Annotated in this window: 14 protein-coding genes and 2 tRNA genes; 15 read left to right on the top strand and 1 reads right to left on the bottom strand. The window is 57.4% G+C overall.

All coding sequences use genetic code 11. The annotated features are described in order from the left end of the window. Positions 1–5 precede the first annotated feature (5 nt). Together carB and greA are read left to right on the top strand one after the other, a co-directional pair. Complete coding sequence (gene carB, locus A3220_RS02480) at positions 6–3,236, top strand: carbamoyl-phosphate synthase large subunit (RefSeq protein ID WP_062372915.1); 3,231 nt, start codon at positions 6–8, stop codon at positions 3,234–3,236. After that, on the top strand, positions 3,233–3,709 hold the full coding sequence (greA, locus tag A3220_RS02475; RefSeq protein WP_044629467.1) for a transcription elongation factor GreA: 477 nt from the start codon (positions 3,233–3,235) through the stop codon (positions 3,707–3,709). The genes carB and greA overlap by 4 nt, the downstream gene beginning before the upstream one ends. 102 nt (positions 3,710–3,811) lie before the next feature. Here greA and yhbY read toward each other — a convergent pair whose 3' ends face one another. Continuing rightward, positions 3,812–4,138 (bottom strand): ribosome assembly RNA-binding protein YhbY, encoded by a 327-nt coding sequence (gene yhbY, locus A3220_RS02470; RefSeq protein WP_062372912.1) that lies wholly within the window; start codon positions 4,136–4,138, stop codon positions 3,812–3,814. Positions 4,139–4,252: 114 nt separating this feature from the next. On the opposite strand from yhbY, the gene rlmE reads away from it, so the two are divergent. The 13 genes from rlmE (at position 4,253) to truB (ending at position 17,378) form a co-directional block, all read left to right on the top strand. Next, on the top strand, positions 4,253–4,900 hold the full coding sequence (gene rlmE, locus A3220_RS02465) for a 23S rRNA (uridine(2552)-2'-O)-methyltransferase RlmE (RefSeq protein ID WP_044629468.1): 648 nt from the start codon (positions 4,253–4,255) through the stop codon (positions 4,898–4,900). A 228-nt stretch (positions 4,901–5,128) separates the two neighbouring features. Further along, entirely contained in the window at positions 5,129–7,126 is a 1,998-nt protein-coding gene (gene ftsH, locus A3220_RS02460; RefSeq protein ID WP_062372910.1) for an ATP-dependent zinc metalloprotease FtsH, read from the top strand. A gap of 107 nt (positions 7,127–7,233) precedes the next feature. Continuing rightward, positions 7,234–8,151: a dihydropteroate synthase gene (gene folP / locus A3220_RS02455; protein WP_062360588.1), complete on the top strand. Its 918-nt coding sequence runs from the start codon at positions 7,234–7,236 to the stop codon at positions 8,149–8,151. Then, the gene (glmM, locus tag A3220_RS02450) at positions 8,148–9,497 is read left to right on the top strand and encodes a phosphoglucosamine mutase (protein WP_062372907.1); all 1,350 of its coding nucleotides are present in this window, start codon (positions 8,148–8,150) and stop codon (positions 9,495–9,497) included. Before folP ends, glmM begins: the two co-directional genes overlap by 4 nt. Positions 9,498–9,626: 129 nt before the next feature. Next, a complete protein-coding gene (tpiA, locus tag A3220_RS02445) occupies positions 9,627–10,376 on the top strand; it encodes a triose-phosphate isomerase (protein ID WP_044629471.1) in 750 nt (249 codons plus the stop codon). Between the two features lie 4 nt (positions 10,377–10,380). Further along, positions 10,381–10,740, top strand: a complete 360-nt coding sequence (gene secG, locus A3220_RS02440; protein ID WP_062372904.1) for a preprotein translocase subunit SecG — start codon at positions 10,381–10,383, stop codon at positions 10,738–10,740. Positions 10,741–10,774: 34 nt separating this feature from the next. After that, positions 10,775–10,861, top strand: a tRNA-Leu gene (locus A3220_RS02435). 147 nt (positions 10,862–11,008) lie between these two features. Further along, positions 11,009–11,085, top strand: a tRNA-Met gene (locus tag A3220_RS02430). Between the two features lie 325 nt (positions 11,086–11,410). Next, complete coding sequence (gene rimP / locus A3220_RS02425; protein WP_044629473.1) at positions 11,411–11,872, top strand: ribosome maturation factor RimP; 462 nt, start codon at positions 11,411–11,413, stop codon at positions 11,870–11,872. Between the two features lie 70 nt (positions 11,873–11,942). After that, a complete protein-coding gene (gene nusA / locus A3220_RS02420) occupies positions 11,943–13,457 on the top strand; it encodes a transcription termination factor NusA (protein ID WP_062372901.1) in 1,515 nt (504 codons plus the stop codon). A 27-nt stretch (positions 13,458–13,484) separates the two neighbouring features. Then, on the top strand, positions 13,485–16,025 hold the full coding sequence (gene infB, locus A3220_RS02415) for a translation initiation factor IF-2 (RefSeq protein WP_062372898.1): 2,541 nt from the start codon (positions 13,485–13,487) through the stop codon (positions 16,023–16,025). A gap of 19 nt (positions 16,026–16,044) precedes the next feature. Continuing rightward, positions 16,045–16,458, top strand: coding sequence for a 30S ribosome-binding factor RbfA (rbfA, locus tag A3220_RS02410; RefSeq protein ID WP_044629476.1), 414 nt, complete (start codon positions 16,045–16,047; stop codon positions 16,456–16,458). Further along, the gene (truB, locus tag A3220_RS02405) at positions 16,458–17,378 is read left to right on the top strand and encodes a tRNA pseudouridine(55) synthase TruB (protein WP_054640975.1); all 921 of its coding nucleotides are present in this window, start codon (positions 16,458–16,460) and stop codon (positions 17,376–17,378) included. Before rbfA ends, truB begins: the two co-directional genes overlap by 1 nt. The last annotated feature ends 49 nt before the right edge of the window (positions 17,379–17,427 follow it).

Below are 17,427 nucleotides of genomic sequence, written 5' to 3'. Positions count from 1 at the left end.
CCGTTATGCCTAAGCGTACCGATATCAATAGCATTCTTATCATTGGCGCTGGTCCGATTGTCATCGGCCAGGCCTGCGAATTCGACTACTCTGGCGCTCAGGCGTGTAAAGCGCTGCGCGAAGAGGGTTACCGGGTTATTTTGGTCAACTCTAATCCGGCCACCATCATGACCGACCCGGCCATGGCCGATGCCACCTACATCGAGCCGATTACCTGGCAGGCGGTTGAGAAAATTATCGAAGTCGAGCGCCCGGACGCCATTCTCCCCACCATGGGCGGCCAAACCGCGCTGAACTGTGCGCTGGATCTTGAAAAACATGGCGTACTTGCTAAGTACAGTGTTGAGATGATCGGCGCCAACGCCGACGCCATTAATATGGCGGAAGACCGCGACCTGTTCGACCAAGCCATGAAGCGCATTGGCCTGGAGTGCCCGAAAGCCAAAGTGGCGCACACCATGGACGAGGCGTGGGAAATTCAGGCAGAGCTAGGTTTCCCAACAATTATTCGTCCTTCCTACACCATGGGTGGCTCTGGCGGCGGTGTGGCGTACAACAAGGAAGAGTTCGAAGAGATCTGTACCCGCGGTTTCGAGCTTTCCAATAACCACGAGCTGCTGATTGATGAGTCGCTGCTGGGTTGGAAAGAGTACGAAATGGAAGTGGTGCGCGACAAAAACGATAACTGCATTATCGTTTGCGCCATCGAGAACTTCGACCCCATGGGCGTCCACACCGGCGACTCCATCACTGTCGCGCCGGCACAAACGCTGACCGATAAAGAGTACCAGATCATGCGGGACGCGAGCCTCGCGGTACTGCGTGAAATCGGCGTGGAAACCGGCGGCTCCAACGTGCAGTTTGGCATGGACCCGAAAACCGGTCGTCTGGTCGTGATCGAGATGAACCCGCGTGTGTCGCGCTCGTCGGCGCTGGCATCGAAGGCCACCGGTTTCCCGATTGCTAAAATCGCCGCGAAGCTGGCGGTGGGTTACACCCTTGACGAGCTGCAGAACGATATTACTGGCGGTCAAACACCAGCGTCGTTTGAGCCGTCCATCGACTATGTCGTGACCAAAATTCCGCGCTTTACGTTCGAGAAATTCCCCCAAGCGAACGACCGCCTGACCACCCAGATGAAGTCGGTGGGTGAAGTGATGGCGATTGGCCGCACGTTCCAAGAGTCGCTGCAAAAAGCGCTGCGCGGTATGGAAACCGGTAACGACGGCCTCGACCCGATCATTACCGAGTTCACCGATGAAACGATGGCCCAGATTAAGGGCGAGCTGCAGGCCGCGGGTGCCGAGCGTATCTTCTTTGTGGCTGATGCTATGCGCGCTGGTATGAGCGTGGAAGAGATCTTTGCGCTGACCAACATCGACCGCTGGTTCCTGGTGCAAATGGAAGACCTGATTCTCACCGAAGCCGCCGTGTCCAAGCGCGCCCTGGCAGAGTTCTCGGCGCGTGAGCTGTTCCAGCTCAAGCGCAAGGGCTTCTCCGATGCGCGGCTGGCGAAGCTGCTGGGCGTCTCCGAGAAGGAGTTCCGCAAGACGCGTCAGGCAGCAGGCATTCGCCCGGTGTACAAGCGCGTGGACACCTGTGCCGCCGAGTTTGCTTCCGATACCGCCTACATGTACTCCACCTATGAAGAGGAGTGCGAAGCGGACGTGTCGGATCGCCAGAAGATCATGGTGCTGGGCGGTGGCCCGAACCGTATCGGTCAGGGTATCGAGTTCGACTACTGCTGTGTGCACGCCGCCTTCGCCATGCGCGACGACGGCTATGAAACCATCATGGTCAACTGCAACCCGGAAACCGTCTCCACCGACTACGACACCTCCGACCGTCTCTACTTCGAGCCGGTGACGCTGGAAGACGTGCTGGAAATCGCCGACAAGGAGAAGCCGGTGGGCGTCATCGTCCAGTTCGGTGGCCAAACCCCGCTGAAGCTGGCTCGCGAGCTGGAAGCCGCAGGCGTGCCGATCATCGGTACCACGCCGGACGCCATCGATCGCGCCGAAGACCGCGAGCGCTTCCAGGTGATGATCGACAAGCTCGGCCTGAAGCAGCCGCCCAACGCCACGGCCCGGAGCTTCGAAGAAGCCTTCACCAAGGCCGAGAAGATCGGCTACCCGCTGGTCGTGCGCCCCAGCTACGTACTAGGTGGCCGTGCCATGGAGATCGTCTACGATGCCTCCGAGCTCGAAAACTACATGACCAACGCGGTCAAGGTCTCTAACGACTCTCCGGTACTGCTGGATCACTTCCTGAGCGCGGCGGTGGAAGTGGATATCGATGCGGTCTCTGACGGCCAGCAGGTCGTGATTGGCGGTATCATGCAGCACGTTGAGCAGGCGGGCGTTCATTCTGGCGACTCCGCCTGCGCGCTGCCGCCTTACTCGCTGCCTGCCGACGTGCAGGACGAGATGCGCGAGCAGGTCAAGAAAATGGCCGTGGAGCTGGGCGTAAAAGGTCTGATGAACGTGCAGCTCGCGTGGCAGGATGGCGAGATCTACGTGATCGAGGTCAACCCCCGTGCATCGCGTACCGTGCCGTTTGTTTCCAAGTGCATCGGCACCTCGCTGGCCCAGATTGCCGCGCGCTGCATGGCTGGTAAGACGCTGGCCGAGCAGGGCTTCGAACGTGAGATCGTGCCGCACTTCTATAGCGTCAAAGAAGCGGTCTTCCCGTTCAACAAGTTCCAGGGCGTTGATCCAATTCTCTCGCCGGAAATGAAATCCACCGGTGAAGTGATGGGCTCGGGCGATACCTTCGCGGAAGCCTTTTTCAAGGCGCAGCTGGGCGCGGGCGAGGCGATCCCGGCGCTGGATGGCGACCGTAAAGCGTTCCTGTCGGTGCGTGAGCCTGATAAGCAGGGGATTATCGAAGTGGCCCGTTCTCTGCTAACATTGGGCTTCACGCTATGTGCAACACGCGGTACCGCTGCGGCCCTCGAAGCCGCCGGGCTGCCCGTGGAGCACGTCAATAAAGTCTACGAAGGCCGTCCCCATATCGTCGATCTGCTGAAGAACGACGAAATCGCCTACATCGTGAATACCACCGAAGGTCGTCAGGCAATCAACGACTCTTCGATCATTCGCCGTACTGCTCTCGCGCGCAAGGTGCCCTATGCGACCACCTTGGCGGGCGCTAATGCTGTTTGCATGGCGCTAGAGTACGGTAGGGAGATTACGGTGCGGCGCCTTCAGGATCTGCATGCAGGAGCAAGTCAATGAACAAGGTCCCGATGACGGTAGCGGGAGAAAAAAGCCTTCGCGAAGAGCTCAACCACTTGAAGGGCGAAGCTCGCCCTCAGGTGATTGCGGCCATCGCTGAAGCGCGTGAACACGGCGACCTAAAGGAGAACGCCGAGTACCACGCCGCCCGTGAACAACAGGGGTTTATTGAAGGCCGTATTCAGGAAATCGAGAGCAAGCTCTCTGGCGCCCAGGTGATTGATGTCACCAAGCTGCCGAAAACCGGCAAGGTGATTTTTGGGGTGACTGTGTCGCTCTTGAACCTGGATAGTGATGCCAGCGTTACCTATCGCATTGTTGGCGAAGATGAAGCCGACATTAAAGCGGGGCGTATTTCGGTCACTTCACCCATTGCGCGCGCGCTGATTGGTAAAGAAGAGGGCGATGTGGTGGTGGTGAAAACGCCCGGCGGCGACGTTGAGTACGAAATTGAGAGTGTTGAACACCTCTAATGTTGTGCGGATAGCGCCATAAAAAAGGCCCGATGCAGGTAGCTGCTTCGGGCCTTTTGACTTAGCGGCGCTTGGCGCCGTGTCAGCATAGTACTGTGTGCGTTAGTGCCGCCCGTGATGGTTCTCGAAGCGGGTAACGTTGGAGAGCTTGGGGTTAGCCTTTGGGTTGCGGCGATAAAGCAGCGCCATTTTGCCAATGGTTTGCACCAGCTCGGCGTTGCTGTCAGCCAGCAGCTCGTTGATCATCGCAGCGCGGTCATCCCGTTCGGGCAGAGCGAGTTTCACTTTAATCAGCTCGTGATCATTGAGCGCGCGGCTGAGTTCTGCGAGCAAATTTTCGGAGACGCCGTTCTCAGAAACGGTGACCACTGGGTTCAAATGGTGGCCAATGCTACGAAATGCTTTCTTTTGTGGCTGTGACAAGCTCATGGTATCTTGCGGTATCCCGGTTAGCGCTTAACGTTCCATCTTACGGTGAAATGCCGCTAAGTGAAAGCAATCACGTGAACGCGCCCATCTCTTATTCCAGTGTCAGATTCCCACATGCAGCAAAAGCCTCCAAGCCGTAAACATTCAGTGAGCAAAACCAGCAATAACTGGAAGAAAGAACATTTTGACGACCAGTACGTAAAACAGAGCTGGCAGGATGGCTACCGCTCCCGGGCGAGCTATAAGCTGCTAGAGCTGGATGAGAAGGATAAACTGTTTCGTAATGGTATGACGATCATTGATCTGGGGGCAGCCCCTGGTGGATGGAGCCAAATCGCTGCCGAAAAAGTCGGGCCAGAGGGCGTGGTCATCGCCTCTGATATTCTGGAGATGGATGCGCTGGCAGGGGTGGACTTTATTCAGGGCGATTTTACCGAGGAGAGCGTACTTAACGCGATTCTTGAGCGCCTGGGAAATCGTCCGGTAGACCTTGTTATGTCGGACATGGCCCCCAATATGAGTGGTATGGCAGCCATCGATCAGCCACAAGCGATGTATCTTGTCGAGCTGGCGTTGGAGTTGGCCCGTGAAACGCTCTCGCCCAAAGGGCGGTTTTTGGTAAAGGTCTTCCAGGGGGAAGGCTTTGACGCCTACCTAAAAGAGCTGCGCGGCAGTTTTGACCGCGTGGTTACCCGCAAACCGGATGCCTCCCGGGCGCGCTCCCGAGAAGTCTATTTTTTGGCGGAGGGTTTTCGCGGTTAAACCAGTGCTGGCAAGGCCCTGGTGTTATGGCAAAGTGCTATAGCAAAGATTTATCACCACGATTGCCAGACAGGCAAGCGTAAGGTGTGTCACATTATGTACATTGGACGAACGTGACACAGATGGCCCAAAGCCAAATGTGCTTTGGCAATGGTTGAACGTTAAGCTCTAGTGTAAGGTCAGAGTATTAGCGGTTAACTGACGGATTCTTGTAATGAGGGTAGCCCCTTGAACGATATGGCGAAGAACCTGATTCTGTGGTTGGTCATCGCGGCCGTTCTACTGACAGTGTTCAATAATTTCAGTACGGAAAGCGCACCACAAACCACTAACTACTCCCAGTTTGTGCAGCAGGTGCAAAATCAGCAGGTCCGTAGCGTTACCATTGATGGCTATACCATCTTTGGTGAGCGCACGGATGGTTCGCAGTTCCAGACCATCCGCCCTGCCGCAGAAGATCCCAAGCTGATCGACGACCTGCTGAGCAACAATGTCACGGTGGTCGGCAAGGCGCCGGAGCAGCAAAGCATCTGGACGCGGCTACTGATTGCCAGTTTCCCGATCCTGCTCATTCTGGCGATCTTCATGTTCTTCATGCGCCAGATGCAAGGCGGTGCCGGTGGTGGCAAGGGTGGCCCGATGAGCTTTGGCAAATCCAAGGCGAAGCTGCTCTCCCAGGATCAGATCAAAACCACCTTTGCAGATGTCGCAGGCTGCGACGAAGCGAAGGAGGAAGTAGAAGAGCTGGTCGACTTCCTGCGCGACCCGACCAAGTTCCAACGCCTGGGTGGTACCATTCCCCGCGGCGTACTGATGGTGGGCCCGCCTGGTACCGGTAAAACGTTGCTGGCCAAGTCCATTGCGGGCGAAGCCAAAGTGCCTTTCTTCTCTATTTCAGGCTCTGACTTCGTTGAAATGTTCGTTGGTGTGGGTGCATCCCGCGTTCGTGACATGTTCGAGCAGGCCAAGAAGCAGGCGCCCTGCATTATCTTTATCGACGAAATCGATGCTGTTGGCCGCTCGCGCGGTACCGGCATGGGTGGTGGTAATGATGAGCGTGAGCAGACGCTGAACCAGCTGTTGGTGGAAATGGACGGCTTTGAAGCCAACGAGGGCATTATTGTCATCGCCGCCACCAACCGCCCGGACGTTCTTGACCCCGCGCTGCTGCGCCCGGGCCGCTTCGACCGTCAGGTAACCGTGGGCTTGCCGGATATCCGTGGCCGTGAGCATATTCTGGGCGTTCACCTGCGCAAGGTGCCGCTGGCGGATGACGTGAAGCCGCAGCTGATTGCCCGTGGTACGCCTGGCTTCTCCGGTGCCGACCTGGCCAACCTGGTGAACGAGGCTGCCCTGTTTGCGGCGCGTCGTAACAAGCGCCTGGTAGGCATGGAAGAGCTTGAGCTGGCCAAGGACAAGATCATGATGGGCGCTGAGCGCAAATCCATGGTCATGACCGATAAAGAGAAGCTCAATACCGCTTATCACGAAGCAGGCCACGCGATTATTGGCTTGGTCATGCCTGAGCACGATCCGGTCTACAAGGTGACGATTATTCCTCGTGGCCGCGCGCTGGGTGTGACGATGTTCCTGCCGGAAGAGGATCGCTACAGCCTGTCGCGCCAGCAAATTATCAGCCAGATCTGCTCGCTGTTTGGTGGCCGTATTGCCGAAGAGATGACGCTGGGTGCTAACGGTGTGACCACTGGTGCATCTAACGACATCAAGCGTGCCACTGAGCTGGCTCACAACATGGTGGCCAAATGGGGTCTCTCGGATGAGATGGGTCCGATCATGTACGATGAGGACGAGTCTCACCAGTTCCTCGGTGGCCCTGGTCAGGGCGGTGGTAAGCTGAAATCTGGAGAAACCACCGCGCGTCTTGATAAAGAAGTGCGCAAGATTATCGATGAGTGTTACGAGCAGGCGCGTCAGATTCTGCATGACAACCGCGACAAGCTGGATGCCATGGCAGAAGCGCTGATGAAGTTTGAAACCATCGACGCCAGCCAGCTTAAAGACATCATGGAAGGACGTGACCCGCGTCCGCCGGAAGGCTGGAACGACGGTGACTCCTCCGGTGGTGGAATGCGCATCAGCGACGATAAGCCAGAAGCGAAAGCGGATGACCAAGCGCCTAACGCGTCAAGCGATGAAGGCGAAGAGGGTGACGATGAGCCTCGCCGTCGTCCATCTGACCCGCTAGGTGGCCCTGCAGGTCCTTAATCAAGCCATACTGCTGGTGTTAGCAAAGGCGTCCCATATTGGGGCGCCTTTTTGTTATGCTGTGGGCCAATAGCAGTTACGTTTCTTTTCTATTTTTAGGCGGTAGCATGACACCGAACGTTGACCCTTCATCGCCTTCGCGCCAAGCAGAGAGTGCTTTGCAGCTGCGCTGTGGGCGCCATACGCTTGATCTTTCGTTTCCACGGGTGATGGGTATTTTGAACGTCACGCCTGATTCGTTCTCCGATGGTGGTCAGCATGTTGCCTTAGAAGATGCGCTACGCCACGCCGAGCGCATGCTGGCCGAAGGCGCTGCCTTGATTGATGTGGGCGGCGAATCGACCCGTCCAGGCGCTATGGCGGTTTCTGAGCAGCAAGAGCTAGACCGTGTCGCACCCGTAGTGGAAGCGCTGGTGCGCGAACTAGATGCGTTGGTATCGGTGGATACCAGCAGCGCCACGGTAATTCGTGAAGCCAGCGCTTTAGGGGCGGGGATGATTAACGATGTGCGTGCGCTAGAGCGCGAGGGCGCACTGGCAGCTGCTGCCAGCAGCGGTTTGCCTGTGTGTCTGATGCACCGCCAGGGTGAGCCGCAGAACATGCAGCACTCTCCTGAGTACAGCGAGCCCGTAGAGCGTGCGGTCGCGGCGTATTTATCCGAGCGTATCGATGCTTGTGAAGCGGCAGGGCTGCGCCGTCATCGTCTTTTGATCGACCCTGGCTTTGGGTTTGGCAAAACCGTCGAGCATAATCTGCGTTTGCTCAAGTATATGGAGTCGCTGCTCGCGTTTGATCTGCCGATATTGGTAGGCATGTCACGTAAAAGCATGATTGGCAAAGTGCTGGGTCGTCCGGTGGAAGAACGGTTAGCTGGCGGCTTGGCTTTGTCGGCTATGGCGGTTGAGCGTGGGGCGAGCATTCTACGAGTGCATGATGTTGGGCCTACAGTGGATGCTGTGAATATGGCTTGGGCGGTACTACAAGAGGGCTGTGAGCCGCCCGTTGATAAGGAACTCTCGTTATGACACGACGCTATTTTGGCACTGATGGTATTCGCGGTACCGTTGGGCAGTCACCGATTACTGCTGACTTTATGCTCAAGTTGGGGTGGGCCGCTGGGCAGGTGCTACGCCGTGAAAAGGGCCGCACTCGGGTATTGATTGGTAAAGATACGCGTATTTCCGGCTATATGTTTGAGTCGGCGCTGGAAGCGGGGCTGTCGGCTGCAGGTGTGGATGTTTCCCTGTTAGGGCCGATGCCCACGCCGGGGATCGCTTATCTCACACGTACCTTCCGGGCGGATGCGGGCATTGTGATTTCAGCTTCTCATAATCCGTTTGACGATAACGGCATTAAGTTTTTCTCCGCAGAAGGCAAAAAGCTGCCGGATGACGTGGAAGACCGCATTGAAGCGATGCTGGAAGCCCCGTTGACCACCGCCGATGCGGCGCAGCTAGGTAAGGCGGCACGCATTGACGATGCCGCAGGCCGCTATATTGAGTTCTGTAAATCCACCCTGCCGGACCGACTTAGTCTGCACGGACTGAAAGTGGTATTGGACTGTGCCCATGGCGCTACCTACCATATTGCCCCCAGCGTTTTTCGCGAGCTAGGGGCGGAAGTGAGCGTGATTGGCACCGCGCCAGATGGATTAAATATCAACCACCATGTGGGATCGACACACCCAGCAGCGCTGCGGGCGGCGGTAATTCAGCAAGGGGCGGATTTAGGCATTGCGTTCGATGGCGATGGCGACCGTGTACTGCTCGTTGATGCGGATGGTCGTGAGGTCGATGGCGACGATATTTTGTACTTAATCGCCCGTGACCGTTTTGAGCGCGGCCTTCTGGAAGGCGGCGTGGTCGGCACGCTGATGAGTAACTTCGGCCTGGGGATGGCATTAGACCGGCTCGGTATCCCGTTCCAGCGTGCCAAAGTAGGCGACCGCTTTGTGATGGAAATGATGGCAGCCAACGGCTGGGAGCTGGGCGGCGAAGCGTCGGGACACATTGTCTGTGGCCACGTACAAACGACCGGCGATGGTATTGTGTCAGCCTTGCAGGTGCTGGGGTTAATGGTGCGGGAACAAAAGCCGTTACCATCGCTGCTGAAAGGGCTGGAAAAAGTGCCGCAATCACTGGTTAATGTGCGCTTGCCCGCAGGGTCGAATGCCAAAGAGGTTATGGCTGCCCAACCGCTGTTGGATGCTGTTGCTGCATTGGAGGCTGAATTAGGGGACCAAGGGCGGGTACTGCTGCGCCCATCCGGCACCGAGCCATTAATCCGCGTAATGGTGGAAGGGCGCGCTCATTTGGATGTGGATCGCTTAGCCAATAAGCTGGCAGGTCAAGTGCAGGCGCTACTCGGCTAGCATGCTGGGTCGTGAATAGCCGTCCTTGCTTGGCGAAGCGCGTCCTGCTTGTCATTGGGCTTGCAACAGCGGTTGTCTTGACAAGGCGGCTCCTATACCATTTCGCTCCACCTTGAGTGAGGATTATCCATGCGTACGCCATTAATCGCCGGTAACTGGAAAATGAACGGTTCTGCGGCGTTGATTGAGTCGTTTGGCAAAACGTTTGCTTCTGCTGCGCTGCCCGCCAATATCGACGTGGTGGTCATTCCGCCGTTTCCCTATCTAGATGCTGCGCGCCATGCGTTCAGCAACACGCCGCTGCAGTTAGGGGCGCAAACGCTTAATCCTCATCACTCCGGGGCGCATACCGGGGAAGTGAGCGGTAGCATGCTCAAAGAGTTTGGTGTGGCCTACGTGTTGGTGGGGCATTCTGAGCGCCGCCAGCTTTACCGCGAAAGCGACGAGCAGGTGTTTGACCGTCTGTTGGCAGCCCTTGATGCTGGGCTGACGCCTATTCTATGCGTGGGTGAAACGCTGGAAGAGCGCGATGCAGGCCGCACGATGGACGTTGTGTTGCGCCAAGTAGGCTATATCATGGCTCGCTTAGCGCCAGAGCAGCGTCTGCAAATCGTTATTGCCTACGAGCCTGTGTGGGCGATAGGTACCGGCCGTACGGCCACGCCAGAGCAGGCGCAAGAGGTCATGGCAGGCATTCGTGCCTATCAGGCAGGGTTTGATGCGTCGCTTGCCGAGCAGCTGAAACTGCTTTACGGCGGTAGCATGAACGCAAGTAACGCGGCTGAGCTGCTCGCCCAGCCGGACATCGACGGCGGTTTAGTGGGCGGTGCCTCGCTTAAAACCGACGATTTCTACGCCATTTGTCAGTCAGCAGGATAACTCCATGCAAGTTGCAATTCTTATGGTTCACGTGGTGATTGCGGTCGCCTTGGTTGTACTCATCCTACTTCAGCAGGGTAAGGGTGCCGAAGCAGGCGCTGCTTTTGGTGGCGGTGCGTCGCAAACAGTGTTTGGCTCGCGGGGTAGCGGTAATTTCCTCTCCCGCACAACGGGTATTCTTGCGGCGGGCTTTTTTGTCACCTCCATGGCGCTTGCGTACTTCGCGACCCAGGCAGGCCAAGCGCCGGAGGCGGGTATTCCTGATGCGCAGATGATCGAACAACAGCAAAACATTCCAACGCTTGACGACTCTCCTGCAAGTATGGATAATACCGCGCCAGTGCTAGAGGAAAGCAGCGAGTAACCGCTTGATGTCGCTTTCTTTAGCCTCCCCTGATGCCGAAGTGGTGGAATTGGTAGACACGCTATCTTGAGGGGGTAGTGACCGTATGGTCGTGCGGGTTCAAGTCCCGCCTTCGGCACCATCTGTTTCGCTGGTTTACCAGCTTCCCAGAATGTCAGGATTGGCACCTGAGGCGAAAGACGCATTTGAAAAAGTTTTTGAAACAAGTTCTTGGAATGAGTTCTTGACGTAAGCCTTTCAAGTGTCTATTATCGTCGACCTAGATTGATGCGGGGTGGAGCAGTCTGGTAGCTCGTCGGGCTCATAACCCGAAGGTCATCGGTTCAAATCCGGTCCCCGCTACCATTTATCTAGTAGCATGGTTTAGGATCAACGGCATGTATTAAGGTGCTTTTGAGCTGCGAAAAATTCGCGACATGTTGCTAAAATGGTACTACAGGTTTCTTTTGAAAAGCCCCTTCCTGTGAAGGGGCTTTTTGTTAGTAGCTTTTTGTAACTGGTTTTTTGTAAACAGCTTTTATGAAGAGCTTTTTGCGAGCCAAGCGTGTCTCAAGAGCGGATGTTGTTCGAGTAGCCAGAGACACATTCCCAGGTAATGCCAATCAGCCACCTAGCTTTTCTTACGACTCCTGGCCAGGTGCCTGATGCAACGGCTATAGGAGCTTTGTCTGTGGCCACAAAACACGCTGCGCTTCACGCGCTGATCGAACCTGTCGTTGCCGCCATGGGCTTCGAGCTATGGGGTATCGACCATATTTCCCAGGGCAAGCATTCGCGGCTGGTGATTTACATCGAGCGCGAGAGCGGTGTCAGCGTGGAAGACTGCGCTGATATTAGCCGCCAAGTCAGTGCCGTGATGGATGTGGAAGACCCCATTCCCGGTGAATACCGCTTGGAAGTCTCGTCGCCCGGCATGGCACGTCCCCTTTACTCCCTGGATCACTTTATCCGCTATCAGGGCCACCAGGTCGCTCTGAAGCTACGTGTCGCGTTCGATGGGCGACGCAAATACCAAGGGCTCCTCGCAGGTGTCGAGGGCGATGAAGTGCTACTGCAACTGGAAGGCGAAGAGTACTGCTTTCCTATCGAAAGCATCGATTCTGCGCACGTTGTCCCGCAGTTCGACGAATAACACGGGTCGCGGCTTCCGGCAGGCGCCGGGATGATGCACAAAAGGACAGGTTTTCTGGCGAGGCAAACGCATGAGTAAAGAAATTTTAATGGTCGTGGACGCGATCTCTAATGAAAAAGGCGTCCCCCGCGATGTCATCTTCGAAGCGGTAGAAGCCGCGCTGGCCAGCGCGTCGCGTAAGCGTTTTGAGCACGAAGAAGCCAATGTGCGCGTGCATATTGATCGCCGCACCGGTGACTACGAGACGTTCCGCTACTGGACCGTGGTCGAAGATGACGAATTCGAAACGCCAGACTATGAAATCAAGCAGAGCATTGCCGAGCAGCGCGACCCGCCGCTGAAGCTGGGCGATGTGGTCGAGCAAAAGATCGAAAACGCCGTGTTCGGGCGTATCGCCGCGCAAACTGCCAAGCAGGTCATCGTGCAGAAAGTGCGCGAAGCCGAGCGTGCCGAAGTCGTGCGTCAGTACGCTGACCGTGAAGGCGAACTCGTTGCGGGTATCGTTAAGAAGACCACCCGTGACGGCCTGATCATTGATCTGGGAGAAAACGCCGAAGCGTTTTTGCCGCGTAACGAGATGATCCCCGGCGAGCGCTACCGGATGAACGAGCGTGTTCGCGCGCTGCTGGTCAAGGTTGACCCGGACGCTCGCGGTGCGCAGCTGCAACTCTCACGCACCTGCCCTGAATTCATCATTGAGCTGTTCAAAATTGAGGTGCCGGAAATCGCCGAGCAGCTGATTGAAATCAAAGGTGCTGCTCGCGACCCCGGCTCACGTGCCAAGATCGCAGTGAAAACCAACGACCGCCGCATTGATCCGGTCGGTGCCTGCGTCGGTATGCGTGGCTCACGGGTTCAGGCGGTATCATCTGAGCTGCAAAACGAGCGTGTAGATATCGTTCTGTGGGACGACAACCCGGCTCAACTGGTGATCAACGCCATGGCGCCGGCCGACGTGGCCTCGATCTTGGTGGACGAGGATGCGCACGCTATGGACGTCGCCGTGGCACAGGACAACCTGGCACAGGCCATTGGCCGTAGCGGCCAGAACGTGCGTTTGGCGTCTGAATTGACCGGCTGGCGGATCAACGTCATGACCGAAGATGAAGCGGAGTCCAAGCGCGAGCAGGAAATCGACAGCCTGGTGGATTCCTTTGTTCATCATCTGGGGGTCGATGATGAGGTCGCTCGCCTGCTAGTGGAGGAAGGGTTTACCACCCTGGAAGAAGTTGCCTACGTGCCGCTGGAAGAGATGCTCGAAATCGAAGAGTTCGACGAAGAGCTGGTGGAAGAGCTGCGTGCACGCGCAAAAGACGAGCTGCTGACGATGGCGATTGCCTCGGAAGAAGCGCTGGACGGTGCCCAACCAGCGGATGACCTGCTGGAGATGGACGGTATGGAGCGCCACCTGGCCTTCATTCTGGCCAGCCGCGGTATCGTCACAATGGAAGATCTCGCCGAGCAGTCTGTCGACGATCTGGTCGATATCGAGGAGTTGGACGAAGCGCGCGCAGCGGCACTGATCATGACTGCCCGTGCGCCCTGGTTTGAAGTCGATGACACATCGGATTCAAACACACAGTAAACAGGTCACGGGCTGAGGAGGGTCACTATGTCAGATATGACAGTTAAAGATTTTGCAGTAAAGGTGGGCCGCGATGTGCCCCGCCTATTGGAACAGATGAAAGAAGCTGGCTTGAAGCATGCTTCAGAAAACGACGCCGTGTCTGAAGATGACAAGCAGACACTGCTAAGCTTTTTGAAGAAAAGCCACGGCGGCGGCGACAGCGAACCGAGCAAAAACCGTATTACGCTGACCCGTAAAACCCGCAGCCGCATCAAGACCGGCGAGCGCGGTAAAACGATCGAAGTACAGGTTCGTAAGAAGAAAACCTACGTTAAGCGCGAAGAAGATGAGAAGCCGAAGGCGCCTGAGCCCAAGCACTCTGGCCCGCGTCAGTTGGTAGGCGATATGGCGGAAGCAGAAGCAGAGCGTAAAGCGCGCGATGCCCGCGTCGCTGAAGAGAAAGCCGCCGCTGCGAAAGCCAAAGCTGCCGAAGACGCCGCGCGTAAAGAAGCGGAAGAGAAGGCCAAAGCCAAAGCCGCTGAAGTGCCGGATATCGAAGTGCCCGAGCTTGAAATCGACGACACGCCGGTAGCCGATGATCTGCCGCCGGCACCGCCGAAAGAGGGCCGTACCGATCGTCGTACTGCGCCGCCGAAAAAGGCAGCCGCGAAGAAGAAAGGTCGTGACGACGACGATGATCGTGGCGATCGCGAAGAGCGTAAGCGCGGCGGCGGCAAGAAAGTGAAGCGTGCCGAGCGCCGTGGCGGACGTCGTGGTGGTGCTAGCCAAAGTGGTAATGGCAAGCACGGCTTCCAGAAGCCGACGCAGCCGATCGTTCGTGAAGTCTCGATCCCTGAGTCCATCAGCGTTGCTGAGCTGGCCGACAAAATGTCGATCAAGGCGAACGAAGTCATCAAAGCCATGTTCACCATGGGTGCGGCGGTGACCATCAACCAGACAATCGACCAGGATACAGCGGCGATTGTGGTGGAAGAGATGGGCCACAAGGTCAAACTGGTGAAAGATGACGCGCTGGAAACGGAAATGCTGGAAGGCATCTCCTACGAAGGCGAAGAGATCACCCGCTCACCGGTCGTCACCGTCATGGGTCACGTTGACCACGGTAAGACCTCGCTGCTGGACTATATCCGTCGTGCGAAAGTCGCCACTGGCGAAGCGGGCGGTATTACCCAGCACATCGGTGCCTACCATGTGGAAGATGACCACGGTGGCGTGACCTTCCTGGATACCCCGGGTCACGCGGCGTTTACCGCCATGCGTGCTCGCGGTGCGAAAGCCACCGACGTGGTCATCCTGGTGGTGGCGGCCGACGACGGCGTCATGCCGCAAACCATCGAAGCCGTCGAGCACTCGAAAGCTGCTGGTGTACCGATGGTCGTGGCCGTGAACAAGATCGATAAGCCCCAGGCCGATCCTGATCGTGTCAAGAACGAGCTGTCTCAGCACGGCGTCATCTCGGAAGAGTGGGGCGGCGATACGCAGTTCGTTCACGTCTCTGCGAAGAGCGGTGAAGGCATCGAAGACCTGCTGGAAGCCATCCAGCTGGTATCTGAAGTACTCGAGCTCAAAGCCGTTCCGTCGGCACCGGGTAAAGGTGTGGTAGTTGAGTCGCGCTTGGATAAAGGGCGCGGTCCGGTCGCTACCGTGCTGGTACAAAACGGTACGCTGAAGAAGGGCGATATCGTCCTGGCGGGCCTGCACTACGGCCGCGTTCGCGCGCTGACCAACGAGCTGGGCAAGCAGGTCGATACCGCTGGCCCCGCCATGCCGGTCGAGATCCAAGGTCTCGACGGCACACCAGATGCTGGTGACGACTTCATGGTCGTGGCCGACGAGAAGAAAGCCCGCGAAGTGGCTAACTTCCGTCAGGGTAAATACCGCGAAGTGCGTCTGGCGCGTCAGCAGAAGGCCAAGCTGGAGAACATGTTCAGCCAGATGGGCCAAGACGAAGTGGCTAAGGTCAACATCGTCCTCAAAGCCGACGTACAGGGCTCGCTGGAAGCGATCAAAGGCGCCTTGGAAGAGCTCTCCACCGAAGAAGTGCAGGTGGCCGTGGTCTCCTCTGGTGTGGGGGGGATCACCGGTACCGACGCCAACTTGGCGCTGGCCTCGGAAGCCATCGTGGTGGGCTTCAACGTCCGTGCCGATGCCGCTGCTCGTGAGATCATCGAGCGTGAAGGTCTGGATCTGCGCTACTACAGCGTCATCTACCACCTGATCGACGAAGTCAAACAGGCGATGAGCGGTATGCTCGCCCCCGAGTGGAAAGAAGAGATCGTGGGTGTGGCCGAAGTACGCGACGTGTTCCGCGCGCCGAAGATCGGTGCGGTGGCTGGCTGTATGGTCGTCGAAGGCACCGTGTCGCGCAGCAAGCGTATCCGCGTTCTGCGTGACAACGTGGTCATCTACGAAGGTGAGCTCGAATCGCTGCGCCGCTTCAAAGACGACGTACAAGAAGTGCGTAACGGCATGGAGTGTGGCATCGGCGTGAAGAACTACAACGATGTCCAGGTCGGCGACAAGATCGAAGTCTTTGACCAAGTGAAGGTCGAGCGCAGCCTGTAAGGCCGCGCGAGGAGCAACCATGCGCGAATTTAAGCGTACCGACCGAGTAGCCGACCAGCTCCAAAAGGAGCTGGCGGTACTGATCCAACGCGAAGTGAAAGATCCGCGCTTGGGCATGGTCACGGTGAGCGGGGCCACCGTTAGTCGTGACCTTGGCTACGCCGATATCTACGTCACCCTGCTGGGTGAACAGGATCCCGAGCGTATCAAGGAGAACCTGCAGGTACTGAAACGTGCAGCAGGGTTTCTGAGAAGCCAAATCGCCCAGCGCATCAAGCTGCGTCACGTACCCGAACTGCGCTTTCATTTCGATGAAAGTGTGGTGCGCGGCCAGCACCTCTCATCGCTGATCGACGAAGCGGTCTCTTCTGACCGTGCCCGTCAAGCGGAAGACGAGGGCGGCAGTGAAGAGCAAGGTGAGGAGGCGCGCTAATGCCCCGTCGCCGTCGCGGATTACCGGTCAATGGCGTGGTGCTGCTGGATAAGCCGAAAGGCCTCTCCAGCAATCACGCGCTGCAGCGTGTGCGCCGTCTGTTCGACGCGCAAAAAGCCGGGCATACCGGCACGCTGGACCCGATGGCGACAGGCTTGCTGCCTATCTGCCTGGGGGAGGCCACCAAGTTTTCCGCGCATCTGCTGGAAGCCGACAAGATGTATCGCACCCGGGTCGAACTGGGGGTGATCACCGATACCGGCGATGCCGAAGGCACTGTGCTGGAGCGGCGCGAGGTGCCAAACCTTGCGGTCGAGGACATCGAATCTGTCTTGACGCGTTTTCGCGGCGAGATCGATCAGGTGCCGCCCATGTACTCGGCGCTCAAGCATCAGGGTAAAAAGCTCTACGAGTTGGCCCGCGAGGGGAAACAGGTTGAACGTGCAGCGCGGCGGGTAAGCGTGTATGATGCGCGCCTGCTTTCGTTCGAGGGCACGGCGTTCGAGCTGGAAGTCAGCTGCAGCAAAGGCACGTACATCCGCACGTTGGCGGAAGACATTGGCCACGCGCTGGGCTGTGGTGCCCATATCAGTCAGCTACGTCGGCTCAAAACCGGGCCGTTCGATGGTGATGCGATGTGGACACTCGAGGCACTGGAAGCACTGGCTAGCCAAGCCGACCGCGAGGCGGAACTGATGCCCGTGGATGTGCTGGTCGATCACCTGCCGTCGCTTAGCGTCGATGACACCTCGTTTGGCCGACTGGCCCACGGACAGTCAGCCGAGCTCACCGTCGATGAATTGGCACCCGATGCGTTGGCACGACTTTATCACGCCGAGACGTTTATCGGCCTTGGCGTTGTAAAAGGGCCTCAGGAAGTGGCCCCTAAGCGGCTGTTAAGTACGGTCGCTCGTTCGTAATATCGCGGTAAAACGTTGCAAGGATGTGGCGATTTGCGCGAAAATGGTC

This window comes from Halomonas sp. KX33721, assembly GCF_001596805.1.
Taxonomy (GTDB): Bacteria; Pseudomonadota; Gammaproteobacteria; order Pseudomonadales; family Halomonadaceae; genus Vreelandella; species Vreelandella aquamarina.
This window is presented reverse-complemented; position numbering and strand designations above follow the sequence as displayed.